Annotated in this window: 10 protein-coding genes and 1 tRNA gene; 6 read left to right on the top strand and 5 right to left on the bottom strand. The window is 60.4% G+C overall.

The window, feature by feature from the left end; all coding sequences use genetic code 11:
• The first annotated feature begins 176 nt into the window (after positions 1-176).
• Both hemB and hemL read left to right on the top strand, forming a co-directional pair.
• Complete coding sequence (hemB, locus tag LAP85_27110) at positions 177-1,145, top strand: porphobilinogen synthase (protein MBZ5500082.1); 969 nt, start codon at positions 177-179, stop codon at positions 1,143-1,145.
• A 152-nt stretch (positions 1,146-1,297) separates the two neighbouring features.
• Positions 1,298-2,572 (top strand): glutamate-1-semialdehyde 2,1-aminomutase, encoded by a 1,275-nt coding sequence (gene hemL, locus LAP85_27105; protein MBZ5500081.1) that lies wholly within the window; start codon positions 1,298-1,300, stop codon positions 2,570-2,572.
• Positions 2,573-2,690: 118 nt separating this feature from the next.
• Here the strand turns inward: hemL and LAP85_27100 are convergent, their stop codons facing one another.
• Both LAP85_27100 and LAP85_27095 read right to left on the bottom strand, forming a co-directional pair.
• Positions 2,691-3,986: a hemolysin family protein gene (locus LAP85_27100; GenBank protein ID MBZ5500080.1), complete on the bottom strand. Its 1,296-nt coding sequence runs from the start codon at positions 3,984-3,986 to the stop codon at positions 2,691-2,693.
• A 4-nt stretch (positions 3,987-3,990) separates the two neighbouring features.
• Positions 3,991-4,503: a CarD family transcriptional regulator gene (locus tag LAP85_27095; GenBank protein MBZ5500079.1), complete on the bottom strand. Its 513-nt coding sequence runs from the start codon at positions 4,501-4,503 to the stop codon at positions 3,991-3,993.
• 428 nt (positions 4,504-4,931) lie between these two features.
• Between LAP85_27095 and LAP85_27090 the strand changes: the two genes are divergently transcribed.
• Positions 4,932-5,019: transfer RNA gene (locus LAP85_27090), tRNA-Leu, on the top strand.
• Between the two features lie 687 nt (positions 5,020-5,706).
• Here LAP85_27090 and LAP85_27085 read toward each other — a convergent pair.
• The 3 genes from LAP85_27085 to LAP85_27075 all read right to left on the bottom strand — a co-directional run bounded on the left by LAP85_27085 (position 5,707) and on the right by LAP85_27075 (position 12,136).
• Positions 5,707-7,650 (bottom strand): glycoside hydrolase family 127 protein, encoded by a 1,944-nt coding sequence (locus LAP85_27085; protein MBZ5500078.1) that lies wholly within the window; start codon positions 7,648-7,650, stop codon positions 5,707-5,709.
• Positions 7,651-7,735: 85 nt separating this feature from the next.
• On the bottom strand, positions 7,736-10,087 hold the full coding sequence (locus tag LAP85_27080; GenBank protein ID MBZ5500077.1) for a glycoside hydrolase family 127 protein: 2,352 nt from the start codon (positions 10,085-10,087) through the stop codon (positions 7,736-7,738).
• A gap of 54 nt (positions 10,088-10,141) precedes the next feature.
• Positions 10,142-12,136, bottom strand: coding sequence for a hypothetical protein (locus tag LAP85_27075; GenBank protein ID MBZ5500076.1), 1,995 nt, complete (start codon positions 12,134-12,136; stop codon positions 10,142-10,144).
• 655 nt (positions 12,137-12,791) lie between these two features.
• Here LAP85_27075 and LAP85_27070 point away from each other — a divergent pair.
• The 3 genes from LAP85_27070 to LAP85_27060 all read left to right on the top strand — a co-directional run bounded on the left by LAP85_27070 (position 12,792) and on the right by LAP85_27060 (position 19,458).
• Positions 12,792-15,302, top strand: a complete 2,511-nt coding sequence (locus LAP85_27070) for an NPCBM/NEW2 domain-containing protein (protein MBZ5500075.1) — start codon at positions 12,792-12,794, stop codon at positions 15,300-15,302.
• A 523-nt stretch (positions 15,303-15,825) separates the two neighbouring features.
• The gene (locus LAP85_27065; protein ID MBZ5500074.1) at positions 15,826-17,562 is read left to right on the top strand and encodes a hypothetical protein; all 1,737 of its coding nucleotides are present in this window, start codon (positions 15,826-15,828) and stop codon (positions 17,560-17,562) included.
• Positions 17,563-17,736: 174 nt separating this feature from the next.
• The gene (locus tag LAP85_27060; protein ID MBZ5500073.1) at positions 17,737-19,458 is read left to right on the top strand and encodes a twin-arginine translocation signal domain-containing protein; all 1,722 of its coding nucleotides are present in this window, start codon (positions 17,737-17,739) and stop codon (positions 19,456-19,458) included.
• The last annotated feature ends 143 nt before the right edge of the window (positions 19,459-19,601 follow it).

The raw sequence follows: 19,601 nt of genomic DNA, 5'->3' as shown, positions 1-19,601 counted from the left end.
CGACCAGGTCAGACTGCGTTTCGAGCTCGAAAGCATCACAGAGAATACGACCTTCGTCCATCGCAAGCCTTACGGGGCACAATAACATTTTCATGCACCTGGGTGCACCCCCGGTGCATGGGAGACTGCGTTGAGATTTGCTATAATTTGTGTTTTTTACAGTGAGGAGGTTGTTCATGGCATTCCCGGTTACGCGATTGCGGCGAACTCGGATGAACGAGGTGATCCGTGGCATGGTGCGCGAAACGCGCCTGTCGCCCGGCCAGTTTCTGTACCCATTGTTTGTCTGTCCCGGCACCGGAGTGAAAAGAGAGATCGGCTCGATGCCCGGGAACTACCACTGGTCCGTGGACACGCTGGTCGAAGAGGGGCGTGCGGTTAAGGCCCTTGGGATCGCCGGCGTGCTGCTGTTCGGCATTCCTGAGAGCAAGGATGAGCGCGGATCGTCCGCCTACGACGATCAGGGCATTGTCCAGAAGGCCGTGCGGGCACTCAAGCGCGAGGTCAAGGACCTCCTGGTCGTCACGGATGTTTGCCTGTGCGAGTACACCAGCCACGGCCACTGCGGCCTGGTGCGGGGCGAGGAGATCCGCAACGACCCCACGGTCGACCTGCTGGCCCGGATGGCTTTGTCGCACGTTAAGGCGGGCGCCGACATCGTAGCACCTTCGGACATGATGGACGGCCGCGTGAAAGCGATCCGGTCGATCCTGGATGAGAATGGGTATGAGAACGCGCCGATCCTGTCCTATGCCGTGAAGTACGCCTCAGGCTACTACGGCCCGTTCCGGGAGGCCGCCGAATCCGCTCCGGCGTTCGGCGACCGGCGCAGCCATCAAATGGATCCGGCGAACGCGCGGGAAGCGCTCCGGGAAGTGGAATTGGACATCGAAGAGGGCGCAGACATTATCATGGTGAAGCCGGCGGGGCCGTATCTGGATATCATCCGCATGCTGCGCGACCGCTATCCGGTGCCGCTGGCAGCTTATCAGGTCAGCGGCGAGTACTCGGCGCTGATGGCCGCAGGGCGGCTCGGCTGGCTCGATCTGCCGCGGGTCATGCTCGAGTCGCTTGTCGGGATTCGCCGTGCCGGCGCCGACATCATCCTGACCTATTTCGCGAAAGAAGCCGCCAGGCTGCTGTGACGAATGCCGAATCAAAGCGGCCGTCAATCCTGGCGTCCCGGCGGTTCGCTGTTCATTCATAACGGGATTACTGACAATCGTGAAACATAGTGGCCTGTAACAGTGGAACAGCGTCACTACAATATCTGAGCCTCAATGATGGAGTGAGCGCAGTGAGCAGGCTATCGAAAGAATTGTTTGTCCGTGCAACCCATCGCATTCCGGGCGGCGTCAACAGCCCCGTGCGCGCTTTTCGCAGCGTGGGCGGGGACCCCCTTTTCATCAAGTCGGGAAAAGGGAGCCGCATGACGGATGTCGACGGCGCCTCCTACATCGACTATGTCGGGTCGTGGGGACCCCTGATCCTGGGGCATGCGCCGGCGCCGGTGAAGGCTGCGCTGCGCGCGCAGATCTCACGCGGCACCAGCTTCGGGGCTTCGACCGAGAACGAGGTCATCCTGGCCGAGATGATCTGCAAAGCGGTACCGTCGATCGAAAAAGTCCGGCTGGTCAACTCGGGCACCGAGGCGACGATGAGCGCCATCCGGCTGGCGCGCGCATTCACCGGGCGCCCCCGGATCATCAAGTTCGACGGCTGCTATCACGGCCATGCGGACGGCCTTCTGGTCAAGGCGGGCTCGGGCGTGGCGACCCTCGGGTTGCCCGACAGTCCGGGAGTGCCCCTGGAAGCTTCCGCGCTCACGATTTCACTCCCGTACAACGACGTCGAGATGGTCCAGCGCGCGCTCGAACGCCACAGGTCCGAAGTAGCCGCCGTGATCGTGGAGCCCGTCGCGGGCAATATGGGCACCGTCCCGCCGGCCAAGGGTTTCCTCCAGCGGCTGCGCAAGCTGACGCGCGAGCACGGCACGCTGCTGATCTTCGACGAGGTGATGACCGGTTTCCGGCTGGCCTACGGCGGTGCGCAGGAGCTCTACCGCATCAAGCCGGATCTCACCTGCCTGGGAAAAATCATCGGCGGCGGCCTGCCGGTGGGGGCGTACGGCGGCAGCCGCGCAATCATGGACCGGGTGGCCCCTCAAGGCCCGGTCTATCAGGCCGGCACGCTCTCGGGGAATCCTCTGGCCGTCGCAGCCGGCATCGCAACCCTCAAAGCGCTCAAGAAACCCGGGACCTACGCCAGGCTGGAGGCGCATTCGGCGCGGCTGGAGGAAGGATTGCGCCAGGCCGCATCGGCCGCCTTCGTGCCGGTGGAGATCAACCGCGCAGGCTCGATGTTCACCATCTTCTTCACGTCGAACGCGGTGACCGATTACCACTCCGCCCGCACCAGCGACACGATCCGTTACGCCCGATTTTTCCATGCACTGCTGCAGCGGGGAGTTTACCTGGCCCCATCGCAATTCGAAGCCTGCTTCGTCTCACTGGCCCACACCCCCAGAGACATCGAAGTCACGATCCGCGCCGCCGCGGAAGCCTTCACGTAAGGCGTCCCGCTGACCGGAATCAAAGAGCCTGACAGCATTCAAACCGTATCTTTGCTCCGCGCCCTCCGCCTTGAGATCTTCCGGATGCGGCGATGCGGTTCGTTCCTGCCCTTGGTTTCTAAGGCAGGACCGCCTTCCTGCCTTCCTGCAAGACAGGCACCCTCACGCGCACGAGCAGGATCTTCATCCCGTCGACCTTGTCGATGATGAAATTGAGCCCCAGGTAGCGCACGCTTTCGCCGGCCTGAAGCAGCCGTCCCGTGCGGGTCTGCAGGAATCCGGCCACGGTAGTGTACTCGCGCGACTCGGGAATCTTGATGTCGAAGAAGCGGTTGAAATCGCGCACCGGCAGATTCCCGGTTACCGAGTAGAGGCCGGGTCCGAGCTCATGCACAGGCTCGGTCTCCGTATCGTGCTCGTCGCGGATTTCGCCTACGATTTCCTCGAGCAGGTCCTCGAGCGTGACGATGCCTTCGACGCCGCCGAACTCGTCGACCACGATGGCCATGTGCAGGTGCATCGACTGCATCTGGCGCAGCACGGGCTCCAGGCGCGCGGTGTCGGGCACGAAATGGACCGGCCGCAGCAGGACCTGCAGGTTGATATCTCCGGGCCGCTGCATGTGCTGCAGCAGGTCCTTGACGTAGAGGATGCCGACAACGTTGTCGAAGCTCTCGCGGTAGACGGGGATGCGGGAGTAGCTGGTCTTTCTGAAGACCGCGAGAATCTCCGGGATGGGATCCTCGATATCCACCGCCGTGACATCGGTGCGCGGGATCATGATCTCCCTCACCTGAGTGTCGCCGATCTCGAAGACGTTGTGGAGCATCTCCTTGCGCTCTTCCGCCATGATCGAGCCGGAGGAACCCGCGATGAGGGCGCGGATCTCATCCTCGCTGAGCGCATGGGTGAAGGGGCTGGCGCCGGCGGAGAGCCCGGCCAGGCGGACCAGGCGATTGGCTATGAAAGCGGCGAGGGCCGCGAATGGGGAGAGTATCCATACGAACATCTGAACCGGCCAGACCAGCTTGCGCGCAGCCTCCTCGGCATGGGTGGCGGCGATGATCTTTGGGGTAAGCTCGCAGAAAATGAGGATGACGATGGTGAGCGCCACCGATGCCAGCATGCCGATCGCCGTGACTTTGTCGGGCGGCGCATAGGTGGCGACGATGTAGGTGACCAGGCTGGCAGCGGCGACGTTGGCGAGCGTGTTGCCGAGCAGTATGACCCCCAGGATCCGGTCGGGATTGGCCAGGATGCGCTTGAGGAAATCGGCCCGCTTGTCGCCCGCCTCCGCCAGGTACTTGAGCCGGAGGCGGCTCACGGCCATCAATGCGGTCTCCGACGCGGAAAAAAAGACGGAGAGGGCAAGGAAGAAGAAAAGGAGCGTGAAGTATGCTGCCGGCGCTTCCAATGGGTTAGGCGGTAGCCTTGACTGAACGCGCGTAAGCTTCGGCTAAGGACCTGTCAATATGATCTTCGACCGTTTTCTCGCTGACACCCCGGACCGTGGCAATCTCGCTGATGATGAGCTGCTTGGCGCGATCGAGCATGCGCTTTTCGCGGAAAGAGAGGTTCTTCCTGAAACTGAGGTACACGAGATTCTTGAGCACTTCCGCCACCTGGAAAATGGAGCCGGTGCGCATTTTGTCGCAGTGTTCCTTGTAGCGGCCCTTCCAGTCGGCGGCGGGTTCGAAGAAGTCTTCCTCGAGCAGCTTGAACAGGCCCTCGCAATCGACCTTGCGGATGATCTTGCGCATGCCGACGCTCTTGACGTTGGCGGTGGGGACCATGACGAGCGAGGCGTTGGAATGGATCCTGAGCATGTAGAATTCCTCAGGGATGCCATTCACCGCACGACTGGTAACCTGTTCGATGATGCCGACACCGTGGTTAGGATAAACGACCTTCTCTCCCACACGAAATTCCATAGTTCCTCCGGGAACCACTCATTTTACCGCAATTTCTCCCTGTAGTCAAAACCCATCGCCTGTGCTGGCGCAGCATGCCCCGCGAATGCGTGCCGCGCAGCGGCCTCGGTGGGCGGCGGCCTGCCGCCGCCTTGGAAGCCCATGTTTGTGCCGGGAGCCGGCGCGCCCACGTGAAAGAGGATCCCGCAAAGCCCATCCTGTCAGAAGATTACTCTGTCGAGTACCCCGCGTCGTCCTACCATCGGCGGCACTATCCCGCTGCCGCCGTTTTTAAATGCGATCCGACTCTAGCAGGGCCCCTGCGATTCGGGCGATCCTGCCGATTTCAGGCCTTCGCACCCGTTCGATTGACTCCATGCTGAAGATTAGGATACCATTTGCCGCCGTATCGAAGCGCGCGGGCCCTGAGCCCGCGTCCCACGCATCAAGCCGAAGTGGCGGAATTGGCAGACGCACGGGACTCAAAATCCCGCGACCTTCCCGGTCATGAGGGTTCGACCCCCTCCTTCGGCACCAATAAAATCAACGACTTAGAGAAACAGCCGTTCTAGCGATACCCCCCCCAAAAAACCTCTGACTTTGCCCGAGATTTTGCCGATCGCAACCATGGCGCCTTCTCGTAGGTAAGGTCCGAGGTGTGATTTTTGATATGGTGAGGATTTCGGAAGCGAATGCAATAAGTGGTCAGAAAGCTGTCAAAGCTGTCGCCTCATTACGACGGCCACTGAGCCATAATCAGGGCCATCGAGTCCGCTTGTTTCAGCGTGTTCGATGTCCTCAAATCTGCCCAATTTGCTTGTCCATCTGCCATTTGGCAGTTGTCGGGCCGCGTGAGTGGGGATACCCTCTGGGTCAACGTCGGGGATGGGGACTGACGACGGCAACTGCTTGAAATAGTTGTCAAAACCGCAGGTCAGGTGCCTCTATGAGAGGCCTAAAACAAAAACTGGAGATCGATTTTTCAATCTAAGGTCTGTATCCCAGGCGTCAGAGTCATTCCCGATTGTATGCGTCCCACCTTCCTGGACTCTTGGAAACAGCTGCGCATGGTCATCGGTCTTAGGTTCAATAATCAGGCCTGTTTTGTTGATTTAAGCGGGAATCTGAAGGGTGAAAAATGATCAAAATTCTGACCGGTGAGCACCTTGCCGTTGTCAGTCCCCCATCCCCTCCCAGTAATTGATTGACTTCTCCTGTTTTTGATTATTTTGCCGGCAGCCAGACGCACATTTCGCCGTCTCCGCGGTTCGACCAGGCATAGTAAGGGATGGCAGTGAAGGGCGATGCCGCCGTGCTCTGGGCACGAACCACGGTAATACCGCCGAGCAGGTTCTTCCGATATTCTGCGATCAGTTCGGCATCGGCCGGGAGGGCGAGGGTACGCGCGCGGCCGCCGTTGTCGGTTCCCTCGACGCAGTAAACCAGGGGACCGCGCTCCAGCGCGACACGACCGCGGTCTGCTTCGATACCTTGGTTGGCAAGCACGCGATGGATCGGCATAGGGAGATTGAGCTCAATCGTGTCGCCGGGTTTCCACGCCCGGCGAAGAACCGCATAGCCCTTCTGCATCGTGAGCGAGACGGCCCTGCCATTCACCGACAGCGTGACTGCCGGCACCTCCTTCTCAGCATAGCGATACAGATCGCCGGGCACCGGCTTCCCCTGCGCCCAGCCCGGAATCCGGATGTTTAGCGTGAATTCAAAAGGAGCGGCAGGGGTGACCGAAATCCTTATGCGGCCATCCCAGGGATAGCGCGTCTCCTGCGTGAGGCGGAGGGTTTCGGCGCTTGCGCCCTCACCCACTTTTAGATCGGCACTTCCTCCGATGAACAGGTTCACGTAAGCCGTGTCGGCGCCAGTGGCATAGACATAGCCTGGGATTGACGGCATGATGCGCGTGATGTTGGTCGGGCAACAGGGCCAGGCAAACCAGGGCATTCGGGTCGAGCGGGAACGCGCGCCGTCGGATTCCAGGACGTTTGTATAGAAAAAGCGGTCGCCGCTGAGGGACACGCCGCCGAGGACCCCGTTATAGAGCACTCGCTCCAGAACATCGATATACTTGGCGTCCCGGTGGAGGAGAAAGAGCCTCTGCTGCCAGAAGGCGTTGGCGACCGATGCGCAGGTTTCGTTGTACCCGGTAAGGTTGGGGAGTTCGTAATCGTCGCCGAAGGCTTCACCATTGCGGCGTGCGCCGAGGCCCCCCGTGAGGTACATGCGCTTGTCGACGATGTTGTGCCAGATGCTGTCCATGGCTTGCGTGTACCGGGAGTTTCCCGTAAGGGCGGCCAGGTCCGTGACCCCGCAGTACAGATAGCCCGCGCGGACGGCGTGGCCGACGGCTTCGGTTTGGTCGGTCACGGGTTTGTGGTCCTGGGCATAAGTGCCATAGCCCGGGGTGCGGCGGCCGCGCTGTTCGACGAAATACTCGGAAAGACGCAGGTAGCGCTCGTCTCCCGTGGCGCGATATAGCTTGACCAGGGCGAGTTCAATCTCCTCGTGGCCGGAGGCGTCGTGCCGTTGGTTTTCCGCGGGACCGAACGTGGCGTTTACAAAATTGGCATTCCTGATGGCGACATCCAGGAGAGAGTGCTTGCCGGTAGCCTGAAACCAGGCGATGCCGGATTCGTAGAGGAGGCCCATCACGTAAGTCTCGTGACTGGTTCGTTCGCGCGTCCAGCGTTCGGGTCCGGACATCTCGGGCATCTGTGCCGGAGGGGTAATACGGCGGGCAGTGTAGATGTATCCATCGGATTCCTGGGCGGCGACGATTTTGGCGATCAGGTTGTCGACGTACGTTTCCAGCTTCAGGTCGGGATGGGCGGCAAGGGTATAGGCAGCGCCTTCGATCGTTTTGTAGGCGTCGGAGTCGCGCGCGGGCGAGGAGCCACGGAACGGTCCTTCCATCAGGCCGCCGGCTTTGGCGAAGTTGTCGAATTCGCCGGCGTCTTCCGCCTGCTTGAAGACATGCCAGAGCGTGACGGTGCGGTTGATTTCGAGCCGGGGTGCCCAGAACTCATCCGTGATATGAACGGAGGCGAGCGGTGCCGGATGGACGGCGTAATCCTTCACCTGGGCCTGCGCGAGCGCAAGGAGCAAGGCCATCATCGCCAGGCAAACTCGCGGCCAGACGTTTCTGGTGTACATGTATGCTCTCCTCTCGTCGCGTTGTATAACCGAGCATCCCTTTGGCTCAGAATGCACTATTCCCGGTCTGCGGGGTCCCGATCGGTCAGAAAGCGCGGATAGCCCGAACCCGCCGCGGAAAGTCCTTATCGTCGCTATGCTGCCTCCGGGCATTATCGGCAAAGTCGAGATGGCCCGCCATGTCGGCAGTGCGCTGAGTCGAAGACCAGTAGCCGTAGTTATCAGCGATATCAACGCCGCCGAAATCACCCAGGCCAGCGAGCTTCAGATTGAGATACATCTGGATCAGTTCGTCGATGGACGGCAGAAACCATCCCTTGATGCCGTTCAGGCTGAAATTCGCGCACAGATCAGCCGCCGAGCCGCGCGCCGTGCAGGCAGCGATTATGTCCAGGGTATTCTGCCTGCCGGTGCCCACAGCGCTGCCGCGCGCCCCCGGTATCAATGTGCGGAAGCATCCCCACGGGGCACCCGCGCTCTGATCGAAGGGGGCCGCTTCGAGATATCGCCAGCCGTCGGCAGCATAATTCGGATTGACATGGAAAATCAGGCCGCCGGCCGGCCCGGTGTCACCCGGCGCATATTCGCGGACGGACAGCCAGACGCTCATTTCGCCCGCCCCACGGTTGGCCCACAGGTAATAGGGTATGAGTTTGACAGGCCTCGCTGGAGAGAGCGGATTCGTAGCCCTCCTGGCTTGCCCATGAATCACGGAGGCTCCGCCAAAAAATTCTTTATCGAATTCGGGTCTCAATTCAGCGTTGGGATCAAACAGGGATTCCAGAACGTGTCCGCCTTCACAATCAGGCCATTCGGAACAAAAAACGATGGGGCCCTTCTCTACGGCCATTCTGCCGATATCTTCTCTCACCTTTTGATGCGCGACGACTTTTCTGACGTCGAATGGAAATGCGATCTCCATCACATCTCCCTCCTGCCAATTTCTGTGGAGCGAAACATACCCTGATTTATCCACTGCGGACGTAACTCTGCCACCGTTTACCGCGATCCCCACTGGTTCATCCCGCCTGTCCGGGTACGAATACAGGTCTCCCGGAACCGGTTGATTCCTGGCCCAGCCGGGAACTCTCAATTTAATGGTGGCCGCTCCCCCATCTTTGGCGGAAACCTTGATTTTCGATTTTCCGCCCCAGGGCATTTCACTCTCCACAGATAGAGATATGAGTTTTCCGTTGATGCGGAAAGAAGCCTCGCTGGACACAAATAAATTGACGTAGATCCCATCCTGATCCTGGGCATAAATATACCCGGGCATGGACGCAAGAAACCGGACGAGATTAGGAGGACAACATTCCAAAGAAGCTCGCTGCCAACGCTGATCGCGTCCGTCACCGGAACTTGCCAGCCTGTTTACGTAAAAGAAGCGGTCTCCCGAAGCCGACACTCCGTCTATGGCGTTGTTGTACATCGTACGTTCCATCACATCGATGTACTTGCTGTCGCCTGTCGCCAAAAACATTCTGTGATTGAACGTCGTGAACATAAAAGCCGCACAACTCTCGCAATACGCGGACAGATTGGGCAGAGAATACGGCCTTCCAAAACCCTCGTTTCCAGTGGAACCAATGCCGCCGATCACGTAGAGCTTGGCGTTTACCACATCGAGCCATATCCGATGAGCCGCATCGAAATAATCCCTGATCCCGGTCAGCATGCCCACATCTACCAGAGACACCATCAGCGAGGCATCGTTGACGGCATGACCAACCGCCTCGCTCTGCTCCAGGACCGGCTTGTAGGATTGGTTGTGACGGCTCGGGTTGACCGTGTTTTCAGCGCCGCGTATATCGAGATAAAACTTGGCCAGATCGAGATACCGCTTTTCACGTGTGGCCCGATATAACTGTACGCAATTGATGGCATCCCTTTCGCCTCCGGAAAACCGCGGCGTCTCCAACTTATAATTGTTGTAGATCAGATCCGCCGATTTAATCGCAATATCAAGCAAATCTCTGTTGCCTTTAGCGGCATAGTGTGCGGCGGCGAGTTCGAAAAGACCGTTGCTGTTGCCTGCCCTTCCTGATTGCGCGAGCTTTATTTCCTGAATACGGGCATCAACCTGTGCCTGTAATTTCGCGTCGGGGTGCGTCTGGAGGGAATAGATCGCTGCTTCCAGCACGTTATTGCTTACCGGCCTCCTGGTCTCCGCGAACTTCTGAAACTCGAAGGGAATGGTAATCTCGGCATTGGTGCTGATTTTCGGCTTCCAGAAGGTGTCTTTGAGCGTTACTTCCGAGAAATGCTTGGCCTGTATCGGGTAATCTGCGCCGGGAGTGTAATCGACATCCGACAGCCTGGCTGGAGATCGATGCTGCGCAGGGGCGTTGCCAGGCACAGGAACCTGGGCTGCGGCCAGGATGCCCGCTGCGGCCGGGGCGGCCTTCAGGAAATCTCGACGAGGAATCTTGTTGTCCATGGCATCTCCTCAACCAGTAGATTCAATGCGGACCCCGGCTCCTGATACAGGCCTCTACCGCCCGCACCCCGGCAACCGGAACGCTCCGATCTTGCTCGAATAGCTCGTCGCGTCTTTCTTAACGTAGTCGCCGACATACCAGATCGTGCAGTCGTCGCTCGGGTCAATCGCGGTCTGCGTGTAGTCCTCCCAGCGCTGCGCGCCCGGACGCCCTGCAGCCGCGCCGCCTTCCGGCCCTTCGCCAGGGGCGAGGACGGTTTCGTGCAACGTCAACTGACCAAGGGGATCGCTGACGAGCCGCCCCGCAAAGCGCTGACCGGCGAAGTTCGGTGGGCCGCCGAACGAATAGCCGATGCCGATGTTGCCGAGCTTGTCCATGGCTGGGCTGGCCATCCAGCGATAGAAGCCTTCAGGCGCATACGTGCCTTGCTGATACAGGCTGACCTTGCGGTTCTTGCCAATCCGGAACTCGTACCAGCGGACGCCGCCGCCTCCGGCCGAAGTATTGACCGAGTGCACGGCAACGATAGACTCGTGGCCGTTTACCTTGCGATAGACGAGCCGCGCCATGATCTTGTCACCCTGAGCGTCGAGCCGCCGCTCGCTGCCAGGCTGAGGCACGCAGAACGTGAGCTGCCCGTCACATAAATAGTGATACGGCGCGACGGCGATCTTCTCCAGACCGGTGACCTTGGTCTTCGACGGATCCTGCCAATCGACGTGGAACTGCCAGACGTTGATCACATCGTCTTCCATGATCTTGTCCAATTGCCGGCCGCCTGCCGCCATCATGATGTTCGGCGCCCCGGCCGGGGGCAGATTCTTGCCGTCGACATCTGCGTTGTTCAGGAAGTTCACGTTTTCGATGATCACACATTGCTCGGTGGCGGGCTCGCCTTTGAGCATCCTGGCGCGATCGGCCACGCACGCGTGCTTCTGGGTAGTGATCGTTTCCGAGATCCGGTTGTCACCGGTACTCGTCGGCACGTAATAGCCATCTGGCCAGACCGCCGGCCGCGGATAGTCGGGAAAAAGCGGCCGCAGAAATTCATAACGGTAGTACGCGCCCATCGGGTCCGAACTCACACTCACCGCGTAGCACATGGAATAAGGTCCCTGCGGGCCAGCCGTCTGACCCGGTTGACCGGGCGCGCCGGCCCGGCCTCGTTGGCCGGGCTGAACAGGCGGCGCATTCGGATCGGGCGGTGGCGGAGGCGGCGGCACGAACAGTTGCGTTGCCCGGCCTGGCTGGCCCGATTGACCGGGCTGGCTCTGTTGCGCGGGCTGACCAGCCCGGCCAGGCGCTGCCTGATCGGGACGCGCTTGACCACGTTGAAACACCGGAAGCACAAACAGCCAGCGGTCGGCTAGTTGATCGTAGCGAACGACCGCGTCGCCGCTGAGCCGGTTCTCGCACGCTCCACCAAAGCCCTTGAAGATCGTGTTGGTCGCGACAGGGCCGTAGAGCACCTTGCCGGTCGAGTCGAAGGTTTTGCCCTTCTTCGTGTAGATCGCCATCCGCGAGTTCACGATCTGCGCGATGTGGTTGGGTCCGACGGCGAGGCTGTTGTCAGAGGGATTGCGCACGGTGGCCGTGCCCTGCGGTCCGGTGAATCCCACGCCGAGGCCGTCGAAGCTTGCGACGAGTTGCGGAGGCGGCTTCGTGCCGTGGGATGTCTGTTCGACCGCAGCCGAACCCGCTGGTGTCGTCATCGCCGGTGGCGTGGGAGGCGCGCCGCCGCGCTGGAGCCCCTCGTCCGGGCCGGCCACGTCAGGATCCGCGGCGAGGGCGCCCGGCGGAACCTCAAGGTTTGAACTGTGGGCTTCGAACGGCTCTGAGTTGCTCCCGCCGCCATCTTGTTCTTTACTCGCCAGCGACGCGAGCGGCCCCGACATGTCATGGGCGACATCTTGCTGAATAGTGGCCGGGCCGATCGTGAGTCGGGACTGCCCCCGATCGTGGAGCCGACGCATGTTGAACGTCACGACCACGGCCGCCAGGGCAATCGCGATCGCCAGAACTCCTACAACGCACGCAGAACGGTTCATAAGGATTGCCTCACCGAAAAACGGGGTGTTCTCCCTCAAGAGATCTTCTTCATGAGCTTCATGTTTACAGGCTCTCGATCGGACAGAGTAGTATCCCCTACCTGGAGACCTCATGACTGCTACGTGCGGCAATTCTAACCTGAGACGTGCGTGGGGCCAGGCATTATTTAGGGGACAGGCTCCCAGCCGTCTCGAAATTGCTCAACCCTCGGTCCTCGACTTGGACTTCGACCTGGACGTCGACCTGGAGGTGGTTGGGAGTAGACATGCACCGATAAATGGGGTTCTACTACATGATATGTCTGGAGAGTTTACTCGGATGAGACCGTTCACGTTCACGTCGAGGCCCAGGTTCAGGTTCAATCTGCAAGCTCGGCTTTTCGATGGAATCAGCGAGTTTCGCGACAGAAACTAGCTGGTAAACCGCTCGGAAATCAAGTTTCGTACAAACCTCGGCAACTGGCTGCTGAGTCTGTCCGTGCTTCTGCTTTCAGAATCTTGATTCTGCAGAAGGCCTGGAATAGAGTGGCGCCGGTAGGGTTAATATAACTAAATCTGTGCTTTTCATTGCTGCGGAGGAACAAGTATGAGGTCTCTGCTCTGCGTCTTTGCAATCCTGGTTCTGTCGTGCGGAATCCAATGGGCGCAAACTCCTATGCCCAAACAAACGTCAGCACAAGCCCAGCCTGCTGCCAAGGCGGAGCCCGCCCGAGCGTGGCCGCATCCGATTCCGGCGCGGATTCGGGATGGCAACAACAAAGACCTGTTCCTCATGACCCTCGGTGACGTGAGGACCGACATCGCGGACGGAATCTATGACCCGTCCAGGGACGAGGTGACGCTGAAGGATGGATCGGTCATGAAGAACTACTATCGCGATAGCTTGAGGGTGAAGTTCTTCAAGCCGATCGACAAGACCATATTCCCCTTGCCGCCATCCGGCCTATGCACCTGGTACTACTACTACCAGGACATCAACGAAAATGAAGTCAAGCGCAACGCGGATTGGATCGCGAAAAATCTGAAGGACTACGGCGCCAAATACGTGCAGATCGACGACGGCTGGCAGGCGGAAACCAAGGAAGGCCGCCATGGATCGCGCGACTGGACCGGGGTAGACAAAGCCTTCCCGAAAGGCATGGCGGGGCTTGCGGCTTATATCAAGTCGTTGGGACTGACCCCCGGGATTTGGATCGCACCTCACGGGCAATCGAATGAAGATGTGGTCAAAAAAAATCCGGGTGTCTTCATGCTGAAGCCTGACGGCACCTCGGTTTCCGATTCCTGGGAGGGAAAATGGCTGGTTGACCCGTCGACGCCGGAGACCCAGAAATACATGAAGGATCTGTTCTCCACGATGGTGAAGTGGGGTTATGAATACTTCAAGATCGACGGACAGCCCACAGTGGTCACCGAATTCAACCGGGCCAAGGCCTTCATCAAGACACCGGGCGAGATCGACCTGCTTTATAGAAACACCCTGGATTCGATCCGCTCCGCGATCGGGCCAAATCGCTATCTCCTGGGCTGCTGGGGCCTCCCGCTCGAAGGGATGGGAATCATGAATGGTTCGCGCACCGGGGGGGACGTTGTTTTGAGTTGGAGCGGTTTCTTTACCGCGCTCGGTCCGACCATGCAGTCTTATTATTTGCACAACATCGCCTGGTACACGGACCCGGACACGATGCTCCTCCGTCCGCCGCTGACGCTGGATCAGGCGCGCGTGTGGGCTACTTTGCAGGGGCTGACCGGGCAGGCGCTCATGTCCAGCGACCGCCTCATGGATCTGTCGGAAGATCGCGTCGAACTATTGCGGCGCGTCTATCCAGCCGTCGATATCCGGCCGCTCGATCTCTTCCCTTCGCGGCAGAACAAACGGATCTGGGACCTGAAGGTGAACCACCTCGGCCGCAATTATGATGTCGTTGGGGCGTTCAATTTCGGCGAAGCCAAGCCTGAACAGATCTACCTGAACTGGAAAGAACTGGGTATTCCGGACAGTGGTCCGGTTCACGTGTTTGACTTCTGGAACAAGGAGTACCTGGGCGCATGGGAAGCCGGCATGGCGCTCACCGTTCCTACCACCAGTTGCCAGGTTCTGACCCTCATGCCCAGTTCCGGCCAAATCCAGTTGATTTCCACCAATCGTCACATCACTCAAGGTTGGATTGATTTGCAGAGCCTGGCGGCGGGACCGGGAAACTCCTTCACCGGCAAGAGTAAGGTCATCAAAAACGATCCCTACGAACTGAATTTCGCCTTTCCGCGCGACAAGAACTTCGCGGTCAAAACCGCGACGGCGCGCACGGCCGCAGGACCGCTTTCAGTGAGAATCACAAATCACCAAGGCTGGGCCACCATTCGAATCGACTCGCCGACGACGACGGAAGCGAGCTGGAATATTGTTTTTGAACCGGCGGATGCCTATCGGTATCCGACCCAGGCCCCGACCGGGTTGCGCGTCGACCCGGTGGGCTTGGATGGCGGCAACCTGAGCTGGGGTGCGCAGTATTATCTCAATGCCGGGTATCAGGTCTATCTCGACGGCACGTTGCTGGGCTACTCAGGGAATACCACATTCCCGCTCCGCGGACTGGATCCGGGCCGGACCTACACGGCCGAAGTGAAGGCGATCTGGTATGACGGCAGCGTCGGTCCGCGACACCAGAAATCGGAGTTGAAGTTCACGCTTCAGTCGCTGTTGCCGAATGAAGTCCTGCTGTCCACGCTGGATCCCATTCCCGCCGCCACGGGCGGGCGTGGTGGTGGACGGGGCGGCCCAGGCGGCGGATTGACGATCGGCGGCAAACGCTATCAAGGGGGCATCACGGCGCGCGGTGGAGCCCAGGTGGAGTACGACGTTGCGGGCGTTTTCGCTACTTTTAGCGCGCTGGTAGGCGTGGATGACAGCTACAACGGCGCCCTCAGTTTTGTGCTTCTCGGCGACGGCAAGGAACTTTGGAACAGCGGCGCCGTGATAAAATCTGAGGCACCCAAACCAGTAAATGTGGCTATCGCCGGCGTGAGGAGACTGGTCCTGCGCGCGACCGCAGCAGGGGACGCCGCCCCGGCACAACCTCAGGGACCGGGCCAGGGGAGAGGCGGTTTCGGTTCCCAGGGTGCTTGGCTGGATGCCAAGATATCCGGCCGCGCCGCGGTTAAGTAGGAGCAGCAAATCGTGATACTCCGGTATCTGCGCTTCGCCAAAATTCCGGCCGGCCCGCTTTTATGGAGTTCCGGGGCTCGCCCCGTCCTTTGTGCCGACTCCCTCTCAGCAAAATCCAACCGCGCGCCAGGCACCAGGGCACCCGAACCTCCGTTTGCGGGCAGGATTTGTCTGCAGCATCGTCTGGGGATGATTAGAACCCCATCGTGGGAGCATCGACTCATGCAGCACGGAAATTATGAGATCGCCGCACAGGACCACGGGAAACAGGCCGCGCGCCTCTCGTATCGGTGGTGAGGACCACCGACTTCCGGGATCTCGATCATCCTGCCCTTCTCTGGCGGCTGTACGGAATGAGGCTCCGGCGCGTCCTTCTCCAATGCCAGGTGCGCCCTCGCTCCGTGATAGTAGCTCATGTAGCGCCGGACAATTCGCCTCAGGTGAGTTTCGTCGAGCACGACGATATGATCGAGACACTCTTGGCGTCCCTGATTTCGTACAGTTCTCCAAAATGGGCAATCCGATGAGTATGATCCGGATCGCGCGACACATCTTCCCGGCTGCCACCGTTGCGTTCGTCTGCCTCTGGGCGGCACCGGGGCTTGGTGTTCATGATCAGCCCCGCCGCCCGCTGGTAGTCCTTGCGGATCCGGCCGATCCGTATTACCAACTGGGTATAGAGATCGCCCGGAACGAAAAGGCAGACCTTGTCCCAAGCATCGACCAGGCCTGCGCACTGGAACCCGATTACCTGATCTGGGTTGTCTCGCCGGCTCACTTGTCAGACCGCGCGCTGGTGGATTACGGCCGCGCGGTTCAACAGCGCGGCACCCTGGCGCTCGGGTTCATCTCAGGATCGACTGTCGAGCGCGCCCGCGAGCTATGGACGCGGCGGCCACCGCGAGGCCCGCTCGGAGTTATCGTTGCAGAAGGAGCCATGGCAAGCAGGCCGGGACTGCCGACCCTGCGAATTGGCGGGCATGCGGAATTGCCGCCGGAACTCTTAAGCCGCGAGACTTTTGGGCGCAGTCTCCGAGACGCCGACTATGTAACCTACAACGGCCACGGTGGTGCAGAATATTTCCGGTTCGACGAGCGGCAGCTCTTTGTCGGCGCTGATATTCCGCCTCTTCCGCCGCTTGTGATCTCGGCATTCAGCTGCAATACGTTTCGTCTTTGGCAAGACCGCTCGATTGCGCTCGCCTTCGTTGATCGCGGCGCGGCTGCATATGCCGGATTTTCCTATAGTCCCATGCCCGGTTGCGCGATGGACGAAGGATTTCCTTTCCGCCGCACGTGGCCGGGATTTCCAATTGGCCGCGTGGTGCAACTTCAGGCGCGCGCAGCGATGCTCGCGACCTCGAGGTTTCCTATTTTTCATCTGCTCGGCGATCCACGCCTCGCGCTCGGCAGCAGCCCGTCCTACGAGATCATCGTTGACCGAGAGCAGGACGGCGACCGGCAGATCGAGTTCGCTCCGCTTGCTCCCGGCGCCATTCCCATCCGGATCGACGGCGGCGCGCGCTACGAGGTGGCCGACGTGCCGGGCGTTTCGCGCGTGTCGGCACGGGATGGTTTTTATAACGGGCGGCTGCAGATGCTTGACGTGGGAGCGGACAAGTATCTGCTGGTCCAGCACCCAGGCGGGCCGCTTACTATCCGGCTGACGAATCGGGATGCGGGAACGGCGAGAGTTCTATTGAAGGCGCTCGACTTAGGCCTTGTCGTCTACGCGGGTGGCGATCGTGTGACGCCGATGTTGATCGGTCTTCTGGGTGCGTTCGGGATTCTCTGGCTGGCCTTCAGAAAAGCCGCTAGTGCTCGCATTCTCGTCACGTCGTTGATTGTTGGAAGCGTCTTTGGCTGCGCCCACCTGACTTATGCGGTGCTCCGAATGGGACGTGTGGACGTCATCTCTTCCCCGCCGGCATGGACGTGGTGGCCGGCCGCCGTGACGCTGGTGCTGGTTGCTCTTGGTTCTGCGGTGTTTCTCAATGCGAGGAGGCAGCGGCCCACAACGTTGGCGGTGGCCGTTGCTGTGGCGACGCTGCCGCTCGCTGGTCCTGCGCTGCTGTGGCTCGGGTCTGCATTTGCATTCAACTTCATGCTGCAGGATCGTATCGGGGCACCACTGTACAACTACGCACTGGGCACCCTATACCTCCTTGCTGCAGGCATGTTCGGGGCCGCTTTCGTGGTGGGGTGCATCGTGGCCCGCCGGTTTAGCCGTGCGTGCGATGCCAAAGGTGCCAGTGCATGAAGCTGTCTTGCGTCTACGGGTCGCCCTGGATTGTGGGACTTGGACGGGATGTCAGGTGAGCGTCGCCGGTTTCCGGATGGAACGAAAATGTCCCCTGACGCGGGACCATTGTGGAGAGGTTCGCCGGGCTTTAGTATCGTGGATCCATGGATCAGCTTGATGGGAGGGATCACAATGCACGACCTGAATCGTCGCGATCTGTTGAAAATATCGGCCGCGGCCGCGGCCGGCGCCGTCATGCCACCTTTTGCAGCTGCACAAAACAGTGCGCGGCCAGCGCCCTCTGCTTACCCCGAGATCCTCCGTGAGCCCGATTCGGTAGTGGCGTTTACTGACGATCAGACGTTGCCGCTTGCGCGACAGGGTCGGCGCTGGATATCGGGCCCGGTCGTAGTTGAGTTGAGACCGCGCGGGACCGACGCGGCGACGGAACTTGCCGTTGCCATCGAGGCGCCCGGCGTGGCGCTCCAGCGCGTGCGGCTGCGCTGGCTCGCGCCGATGCCTGGAGGGACTCGCATCCTCGGCGATCACTGGGAACGCAGCTACGGCGACCTGGAATGGCGCGGATTGATTCCCGAGCGGATTTTGCCCTGGTATTTTCTTGCCGCCGGCACGGACGCGGCCCACGCTTATGGAGTTCGCACGGGCGCCGCGGCATTGTGTTTCTGGCAGGCCGACGCCTCCGGCATTTCGCTGTGGCTTGATGTGCGCAACGGCGGAGCGGGCGTAAACCTCGGTTCCCGGCGTCTGGACGCGGCGGTGATTCGTTCCCGCCACGGCGCGGCCGGGGAAAGGCCGTTTCAGGTGGCGCGCGCGTTCTGCCGCGATCTGTGCGAGACGCCGCGGTTGCCTGCCGCGCCGGTGTATGGGGGCAACAACTGGTATTACGCATACGGCCGCAGTTCGCGGGAAGACATGCTCCGCGATTCGGATTTGATGGCTGAACTCGCTCCTTCGCTGCCGAACCGGCCATTCATGGTAATCGACGACGGATGGCAGCCGAACCGCACCGCCGGGCCATGGGACCGCGGAAACGACGGCTTTCCTGACATGCCGCGCCTGGCCGAGGAAATGCGCAAGGGTGGCGTGAGGCCGGGGATCTGGATGCGGCCGCTATACACCATGGCGCAGGTTGCCGATTCGTGGCACCAGCAGCAGCGCCGCGCGGGCGGCGCCGCGCGGCCGAACGCGAAGCTGCCCCTGGACCCCACTATACCCGAAGTGCTCGGCCTGGTGCGGCAGGACGTCCGCCGCCTCGCCGGGTGGGGCTTTGATATGATCAAACACGACTACTCCACCTTCGATCTGTTCGGGCGGTGGGGATCATCGATGAACGCCGACATCACCGACGGCGGCTGGCATTTCGCGGACCGGGGAAAGACCAATGCGGAAATCGTCCTCGAATTCTACCAGGCCATCCGCGAGGCAGCCGGCTCGTCCCTGGTGATCGGATGCAACACTCTTAACCACCTCTCGGCCGGAGTGTTCGAGCTCCAGCGGACCGGTGACGATACCAGCGGGCAGGACTTCAACCGCACGCGGAGAATGGGGGTCAATACGATCGCTTTCCGGGCTCCGCAGCACGGAGCGTTTTTCGCGGTGGACGCCGATTGCGTGCCAATCACGCCGCAGATTCCCTGGACGCTCGGCAGCCGGTGGTTGGACCTCGTTGCCCGGAGCGGAACGCCGCTGTTCGTTTCTGCAGACCCGCGCGCGGTCGGGGCCGAACAGAAGGAGGTACTTAAACGCGCCTTTGCCGATGCGGCCAGGCAGCAGCCGCTGTGTGAGCCGCTCGACTGGCTGGAGATGACAGTGCCCGGACGCTGGCGGTTACAGGGCAAAACGGCGGAATACGACTGGTTCGGTCCCGAGGGTGCGACGCCATTCCCGCGTTGATCTTCTTAGGGCCCGCGCAAAAATAAGTTCACATTTTGGCTATGAGTAGATTGCTGTTGCTCGGGGATTTGGCGCAATTGTGTAGTTCCATTTTGGCAGAGTATCGTGTGGATGCAGACGAAGTTGACGGCGCTCTTCGTCAG

This window comes from Terriglobia bacterium, assembly GCA_020072565.1.
In the GTDB taxonomy this organism is placed as follows: Bacteria; Acidobacteriota; UBA6911; order UBA6911; family UBA6911; genus JAFNAG01.
Note: the sequence above shows the minus strand (reverse complement) of the source record. Positions and strands in the feature narration are given on the sequence as shown.

Coding starts and splice junctions, on each gene's coding strand:
- LAP85_27080 (MBZ5500077.1), bottom strand. CDS start 10,087: ATGGACAACAAGATTCCTCGTCGAGATTTCCTGAAGGCCGCCCCGGCC.
- LAP85_27095 (MBZ5500079.1), bottom strand. CDS start 4,503: ATGGAATTTCGTGTGGGAGAGAAGGTCGTTTATCCTAACCACGGTGTC.
- LAP85_27085 (MBZ5500078.1), bottom strand. CDS start 7,650: ATGTACACCAGAAACGTCTGGCCGCGAGTTTGCCTGGCGATGATGGCC.
- LAP85_27060 (MBZ5500073.1), top strand. CDS start 17,737: ATGCACGACCTGAATCGTCGCGATCTGTTGAAAATATCGGCCGCGGCC.
- LAP85_27070 (MBZ5500075.1), top strand. CDS start 12,792: ATGCCCAAACAAACGTCAGCACAAGCCCAGCCTGCTGCCAAGGCGGAG.
- LAP85_27075 (MBZ5500076.1), bottom strand. CDS start 12,136: ATGAACCGTTCTGCGTGCGTTGTAGGAGTTCTGGCGATCGCGATTGCC.
- LAP85_27065 (MBZ5500074.1), top strand. CDS start 15,826: ATGAGTATGATCCGGATCGCGCGACACATCTTCCCGGCTGCCACCGTT.
- hemB (MBZ5500082.1), top strand. CDS start 177: ATGGCATTCCCGGTTACGCGATTGCGGCGAACTCGGATGAACGAGGTG.